Genomic DNA, 6888 nt, shown 5'->3' with positions numbered 1-6888 from the left:
CCTTCATCGGTGCGGACATACGTGATGTCGCCGACCATCTTCGCCCCGGGCACGGCCGCGGTGAAGTCCCGACCGACCAGGTCCGGGATCGTGACCGCCTCCCGGGAGGCCTTGGTCGTCTGCCGGCGTGAGGTCCGCGGCTGGCAGGCTTCCAAGCCCAGCTCCGCCATGATCGAACGTACCGTCTCCGGGTCACAGTACTGACCCGCCCGGCGCAGCTCGGCGTGGACCCGACGGTAGCCGTACCGGCCCTGGTGACGATCGAAGATCGTGCGGATCAGCCGGCCCAGTTTCCGGCGCCGTTTCGCGGTCGCCGACGCCGGCCGTTTCAGCCAGTCATAAAACCCGGATTCCGACACCCCCATCCAACCGCACATCGCCGCCACGGTGAACCGCGCGGTGCCGTCACTGTTCTTGATCGCCTTCTCCACGAGAATGTGCGCGTACCGGTCAACTACCGGTACTTCCTCGCGAAGAAGGCGGTGGGTCGGGTAGCCCGGAGGAATCGCACCTCCGGGCTCCCACGGAACCGTGCGTGACAGTCTCCCGTCACACGGCTCTTACCATCCAGCCGCGAGGAATGCCCGGGTCCACCGCCACTGGGGGAACCCATTCGGGTACCGCGTACACAACGCGTCCCACCATGCTTTGGCTTTCTTGAACCCGTGGAGTCTCCGGTATTTCCGGCGGGCCCACCGCACCAAGTAGGTGTTGATGCGTTTCAGGAGGGGATACAACGCCGTCTGGTAGAACCGGCCGTAGTAGTTCATCCAGCCTCGAATGATCGGGCCGAGCCAGCGCGCCAGCTCAGCCAAGCTCCACGAGACGTGCAGATGGACCCGCCATCGGCGGACCGTCCGGCCCATCTCGTTCAGCGCCTCCCGGCTGACCGCGGGCAGGAACGAGGGAAACAGAGCCCCGTTCTTGTCCCGTGCCGTGCGGGTGCGGAATGTGTAACCCAAGAACGTGAACGACTCGTGCTCATAGTGCCCGGGCCGGTTGTTGTCCTTGCAGTACACGATCTTGGTCTTATCCGGGTGGAGCTCCAGTCCGACCTCGACCATCCGCGCGGCGATCGCTGCCCGGACCTGCTCCGCCTGCCGCCGCGTGACCGCATGCACGACCACGTCATCGACATACCGTTCGAACGGGACGCTCGGGAATTCCCGGGCCATCCACGCATCGAACGCGTAATGCAGGAACAGGTTCGCCAGCACCGGGGAGACAGCAGACCCCTGCGGGGTCCCCCGGTCCCGGGCCACCGCGAGCCCATCACCGCCGACCAGCGGGGCAGCCAGCCACCGGGTGACATACAACACCACCCAGGACACCGGCGCGTGCGCCCGGACCGCCTTCATCAGCAGCGCGTGATCGACGCTGTCGAAGAATGCCCGGATGTCCAGATCAACCACCCAGTTGCGTTCCCAACACCGCCGCCGCGCCACCGCGACCGCGTCCAACGCCGACCGCCCGGGCCGATACCCATAGGAGTCGGGGTGGAACACCGGTTCCACCACCTTCTCCAACCGGGTAGCGACCACCGTTTGGGCGACCCGGTCGGCGACCGTTGGCACCCCAAGCACCCGCACACCACCACCCTGTTTCGGATCGACACCGCACGCACCGGCGGCGGGAAATACGACCCCGACGACATCCGATTCCAGATCCGATACAGATTGTTCTTCAGATCCTTCTCGAAGTCCTCCAGAGTCACCCCGTCCACACCCGGTGCGCCCTTGTTCGCCCGAACCCGCTGGTACGCCTCCCAAACCTCCCACTTCGAAATATCGAACGACTTTCCCTGCGACACTGACGTGTCCACCCGATTCCTCCCAGGCACTCTGGTTGACCGATTGAACAAATCTTGATGGTCTGGCCCCTTCGCTCCACACCCGTTACAGATGCTTCACCACTACTACGAACCAGTCCGCCAGCACGCCCCGCATCGGTACTCAACGCCTCACAGTTTCCGCTGCCCAGCGCGCTCCCTCACACCAACCCCAAACAAACATCAGAGTCGGAACTATCGAGACATGCCTTCCCACGTTCCATGCAGATCCAGCAGACCAAGCTCGCGTCGCCTCCATGCCGGACACCACCTGGCCAGTAAGCGGGCACCCGCCAGGCTCATCCCAGAACCGAAAAGAAGCCCTGGTTTCGATGTCACCTATATTCCGTTTCGACACGTCAACAGCGATTCACTCACGTTCGCCTTCCTGGTCCCCACCTGACACCTGAACGGCGCCTTTTCCTCATCGCTCACCACGCACAGTATTCAAACCAGCGCAGCATGAGGTGGTTTGAAGCCTCCCCCCACAGGGCGACTCCGAAGGGCCAAACCTTCATCACCTGCACAGCACCGCCACCAGCCACGATCACCTACACATCGCGACCTCCAACGTTCGTGGCACACCTTTTCCCAGGAACTCCCGTTCCAGCCGGAGTTCCTGAACTTCGCGTTCGAGCTGTTCGAGTCGTGCGCGTTCGGAAATCGTCAACGGCGCCTCGTCGGTCGGGTTCGCCTCCTGGTGTTTCTTCACCCAGTTCCGCAACGTCTCCGCGCCGATACCATTTTCCCGAGCGACCTGGGACAGGTTCTGACGACCCTTGACGCTCAAGTACAACTCGACCATCTGCTCACGGAACTCCGGTGAGAAGTTCCCTCTGCTCGTACTCATGAAACTCATTGCTCCCTTCCCATGGAAACCTATTCTATTGGGCTCCAACTCCAGAAGGAATCAGGCACGCCAGTGAGCGGCGGCGGTGTGGAGGTGGTCTTGCCAGGTGGTTTCGGGTCGTGCGGCGACGAGGTCGAGTGTGATCGGCCGAATCATCTAGCCGGAGAGCTCAACCCAAGACCGTCGTCTCGGCGTAGACTCGCCAGGCCTCGACCATGGCCGGGCCATACCAGGTCAGTAGGCGGCCCGAGACGAGCGCGGTCGGGACGTGGGCGAAGGCTTCGGGCCCGTCGGTCGGGGTGAAGACATAGGGCTCATCGGGTAGGAGCACCAGATCGAGGTCGGGCCGGTCGATCTCGGCCAGCTCGACATGGGGATAACGCGGCCAGTCGGCGAAGACGTTGACGAGACCGAGCCGGGCGAGCACGTCATCGGTGTAGGTCGCCCCGCCGACGACCATCCACGGATCGCGCCAGATCGGGACTGCGACCCGGCGCGGCGGCCGGGGCGGCGGCTGCGCCCACAGCCGCTCGGCCTCCTCGAGCCACTGGGGTGTCACCTCGGGCGTCAGCACCGCGAACAACCGCCTCATCGAGGCCAGCGCGCTCGGCACGTCGACGTTGTCGGTCACCCAGACCGGTATGCCGCGGCCCCGCAGCCGCTCGACGTCGAGTTCGCGGTTCTCCTCCTTGTTGGCGATCACCAGGTCGGGCTGCAGCGCGGCGATGGCGTCGAGGTCCGGGTTCTTCGTCCCTCTGACGCGTGGGACGTCGAGGCCGGCCGAATGGGTGCACCAGTCGGTGGCGGCGGCGAGCAGGTGCGGACAGGTCACCGCCAGCGCCTCGGTGAGGGACGGAACCAGGGAGACGACCCGGACCGGCGCGTCGGACAACGGGACCAAGGCCCCGAGGTCGTCGCGCAACTCCACGCGCTCCACTCTCGCACGCGGCTCGACTCGGCGGACGGTGGCCGCTTCGGTGAACAGGATGTATGTGGCTCCATCAAAGGGGACGTGGATCACGTTGCGGTGGCCTGTTCCGGGGATGGGCTGGGTGCCTAGGTTGGTTTTGGGTCGGCGCATGTGCGCTGGCTTGGGGCTTGAGGGAAGGGGTATCCGGTGCGGTTCATGGCGAAAGCGGCCCCGCGGGCCGTTGTGGTGTGCGCGGCGGCGGCGGGCCTGGTGGTCGCGGGAATGGGGAGCGCGCAGGCGGCGGAGGTCATCATTCGGGTCACCGGTGGTGTTGGTGGTGGGTGATCGGACCACCTACCGGGACGCGCCGACCGGGGTGGTCGCCCTGGGGTATGGCAGCTGGGTGGGGATGGGCCTGACCGCGGGCGCGGGGTGGGCGCAGAACCTGACCAGCAACCTGCTGGTGGTGGATTCGGTGCACCCGATCGCCAACGGCCTGCCGGAGGTGTTCGCTCCGGCCAATACGGCGACGCTGGTGCAGTCGGTCGGTGACGCCTACGTGCCCGCCTCGGCCGCGACGGTGGCGGTGCGCGCGGGGGTGGAGACCGCGCACGTGGTGTGCACGATGGGCCCGGGTGACGTGCGCGGCGACGGGACGGCCACGCCGGCGCGCCGGGTGGCGTTGGGATTGACCGACGCCACCTCGGCTGACCTGTCCGCCGACGGGCTGCAGTTGCTCGGCAACGCGATCAACTGGGCCGATGTCACCGCGGCGGCGCGGTTGAGCGATGACGAGAACGCCACCCAGACAGCGGAGTACGCCAAGGGCATCTGGGCGTTCAACGACTACCGAACCCGGAACGGCCACAACTCTACCCCCAGCGTCATCAGACCCGGCGTCGACGACGGCATCCTGGCCGACAACACGATCGTCAAAGCGAAGGTCACTGGGGTGAATGTCCCGCCGGTCGCCGCGGACGGTGCCAGCGCGCTGCGGTTCCCCGGCTGGAACGACGGCACCCCCGGGAACGGTGTTGTTGACCAGAACGCCAGCCGGGTGTGGGTGCCGCATCAGGACAGGTTCAACCCGCTCGGGAAACGGTTCAAGATCTCCGTGTACGTGCGGCCGCAGGCCCAGTATGACGATACGGAGTCACCCAACATCATCCAGAAGGGCCGCGTCGATGAAGGCAACAAGCACCAGTGGAAGGTGTCGATCAATGCCGGCGGGATGACCCCGGCCTGCACCTTCCAAGGGAGCGAAATCAAAGACCGACCCGGCCATCGTGCGCACCGAGGTCTTCGCGGGTCGCGCAGGACGACTGACGATTGGTGACCGTTACAGACTCACCTGCGAGCTGTCCGCAGGCGGTCAGGCCATCCTCCACGTCTTCCACTGGGAGAACACGAAGTTCGTCGACGTCAACACGGCCGGGTGGACGGGGACCGCCAAGTCGGGTATCTGGGTGGCCCCGACCGATGAGATATCGATCGGGAAGAAGCCGCGGGACACCAAGGCCGGCGACGCCTACGCCGGCGACATCGACAACATCAGGATCTCCCGGTGGGAGCCGGTGCAGTGAGTCGGCGGCAGCGTGTGGGGATCTCCAGCAGACGCGCGATCGCGGTGGCGCTGGCGGCCACCGCTGGTTTCTCGGCGGCGCCGGCGGCGGGGGCCGACAGCGCGGCCCGGCTGCGGGTGGAGTTGTTATCGGCGACGCTGGCCGGCCGGCCCGCCAACAACAACTACGGCGGCGCGTCGGCCAGCGCGGACGGCTGCCGGGTGGCGTTCGGCACCGGCACCCGCATCCTGCAGCCCGGGGCACCGTACAACTCCGATAACCGCGTGTATCTGCGCGAGCGGGGCAACGACCGCACCCGGCTGGTCTCCAGCGATAGCGCCGGCCGCCCGGCCACAGGCGACTACGGGGGGCTGATCAGCGGCGACGGCCGGTATGTCGCGTTGGCGGGTCAGTTCTCCAGCCTGACCCCGCCGGGGACCGTCTCCAGCCGGTGGCTGCTGCGCAAGGACCTGCGCACCGGGCGGGTGGAAACCCACCGCATACCTCAGGCCAGTGGGCCCGCCACCGGGCTGCCGCTGAGCGGTTTCGACCTGATGGCGTTCTCCGCGGACGGCCGCCTCTCCGCCGGCGAGGTGTGGTACGTCAGCGCCGACTACAGCCACTGGGCCGTGCGGATCGCGGTCTTCGACTGGGTCAGCCACCGCTGGGCGATGCTCGGCTCGTTCGGGGCGGTCCGCCTCCTGCAGGCGATGAGCGCCGACGGCCGCTACCTGGCCTACACCGCCACCAACATCCGCCTGGGCACGAGCGGGAGCTCTACCTGCTCGACCGGGCCACCGGCGTCACCCGGCACGTCGGGCGCGGCCCGGCCGGGCCGGCCGCCCGCCACTACCACACCCAGCTCAGCGGCGACGGACGGGTGATGGTCACCACCTGGAACCGCAACCCCGAGACCTACGACATGAACGTCGTCGTCCGGCGCACCAGCGACCTCGCCGTCGTCAACTCCCTGCACGGCAACCACGTCACCGGCGCCGACGCCGTCAGCTACACCGGCCGCTGGGTATTGCTCAGCGTGCTGCGCCCCGACGGCAGCGGCAACGTCGACGTTTACCGGTGGGACCGCACCACCGGGCAGCGGGTCCTGGTCTCGATCACCCGTGCCGGGCGCCCACCCTCGGGCGACAGCTTCGGTGTGGCGATCACCGAGGACGGCGCCACCGCCATTTTCACCTCCCACGCCGGTGACATCGTCCCCGGCGACATCCCCGACGACGGCGAAATCACCGACAACGTCGACGTCTTCGCGGTCACCACCCCCACCGCCCGCCGCTGCGGTTAACCCGACCAATACTGCGCGGGGCGGGTGGTTCTGCGGGATCGGTGGCCCGGGCCGTCTGCGCCGGCCACCGTGGACGCGGGAAGAGGGGGTCTGGTCGCCATCCATTCCCGCGGACGTGCTCGGCGACGACGCCGTGCCGTGCCAGGGCCAACGGCAGCCCCGTCGCAGAGCAGGCCAGCCATCGAGAGGAGCCGGTCGGCACGGTTGTCGCCACCAAACGTACCGAGAGGTTCCTCTCGACCCGGCCGTTTGAGCCCTGCGGTGGGCAAGTCGCGCACTCGGCAAATCGCGCACGTGTAACTGCGCGACTGGGTCGCAAAGTGCGCGACTTGCTGCCACTCGCCGTTCAGCCACCGGGTCACTCCCCGACTCTTCGTGTCATGAGCGGGGCCCGACCGAACAACCGGGCTGGACCAGGCCATCGACCTGATCGCC

General features: G+C 67.1%; 8 protein-coding genes. 4 read left to right on the top strand and 4 right to left on the bottom strand.

Going from position 1 to position 6888, the window contains the following annotated elements:
* The 4 genes from V9G19_RS15850 to V9G19_RS15835 all read right to left on the bottom strand — a co-directional run.
* Nucleotides 1–431, bottom strand: a 431-nt coding sequence (locus V9G19_RS15850; RefSeq protein WP_462286399.1) for an IS3 family transposase, incomplete at its 3' end; no start/stop codon positions are given.
* Between the two features lie 129 nt (nucleotides 432–560).
* On the bottom strand, nucleotides 561–1778 hold the full coding sequence (ltrA, locus tag V9G19_RS15845) for a group II intron reverse transcriptase/maturase (protein WP_462286405.1): 1218 nt from the start codon (nucleotides 1776–1778) through the stop codon (nucleotides 561–563).
* A gap of 597 nt (nucleotides 1779–2375) precedes the next feature.
* Entirely contained in the window at nucleotides 2376–2687 is a 312-nt protein-coding gene (locus V9G19_RS15840; protein WP_462286398.1) for a transposase, read from the bottom strand.
* A gap of 160 nt (nucleotides 2688–2847) precedes the next feature.
* Nucleotides 2848–3600 (bottom strand): helical backbone metal receptor, encoded by a 753-nt coding sequence (locus tag V9G19_RS15835; protein ID WP_462286404.1) that lies wholly within the window; start codon nucleotides 3598–3600, stop codon nucleotides 2848–2850.
* Nucleotides 3601–3925: 325 nt separating this feature from the next.
* Between V9G19_RS15835 and V9G19_RS15830 the strand changes: the two genes are divergently transcribed.
* Genes V9G19_RS15830 through V9G19_RS15815 form a run of 4 tightly spaced genes read left to right on the top strand, consistent with a single transcriptional unit; the run spans nucleotide 3926 to nucleotide 6453 of the window.
* A complete protein-coding gene (locus V9G19_RS15830; protein ID WP_462286397.1) occupies nucleotides 3926–4924 on the top strand; it encodes a hypothetical protein in 999 nt (332 codons plus the stop codon).
* Entirely contained in the window at nucleotides 4875–5171 is a 297-nt protein-coding gene (locus V9G19_RS15825; protein WP_462286396.1) for a hypothetical protein, read from the top strand. The genes V9G19_RS15830 and V9G19_RS15825 overlap by 50 nt, the downstream gene beginning before the upstream one ends.
* A complete protein-coding gene (locus V9G19_RS15820) occupies nucleotides 5168–6034 on the top strand; it encodes a hypothetical protein (RefSeq protein ID WP_462286395.1) in 867 nt (288 codons plus the stop codon). Before V9G19_RS15825 ends, V9G19_RS15820 begins: the two co-directional genes overlap by 4 nt.
* Nucleotides 6034–6453 (top strand): hypothetical protein, encoded by a 420-nt coding sequence (locus V9G19_RS15815; RefSeq protein WP_462286394.1) that lies wholly within the window; start codon nucleotides 6034–6036, stop codon nucleotides 6451–6453. Before V9G19_RS15820 ends, V9G19_RS15815 begins: the two co-directional genes overlap by 1 nt.
* The last annotated feature ends 435 nt before the right edge of the window (nucleotides 6454–6888 follow it).

Origin of the sequence: Nostocoides sp. (genome assembly GCF_037045025.1) — a bacterium.
GTDB lineage: Bacteria > Actinomycetota > Actinomycetes > Actinomycetales > Dermatophilaceae > Nostocoides_A.
Note: the sequence above shows the minus strand (reverse complement) of the source record. Positions and strands in the feature narration are given on the sequence as shown.

What these genes read in the sequence shown, in the direction of transcription:
- V9G19_RS15815 (WP_462286394.1), top strand. Translation starts at nt 6,034, where the DNA reads ATGGTCACCACCTGGAACCGCAACCCCGAGACCTACGACATGAACGTC.
- V9G19_RS15840 (WP_462286398.1), bottom strand. Translation starts at nt 2,687, where the DNA reads ATGAGTTTCATGAGTACGAGCAGAGGGAACTTCTCACCGGAGTTCCGT.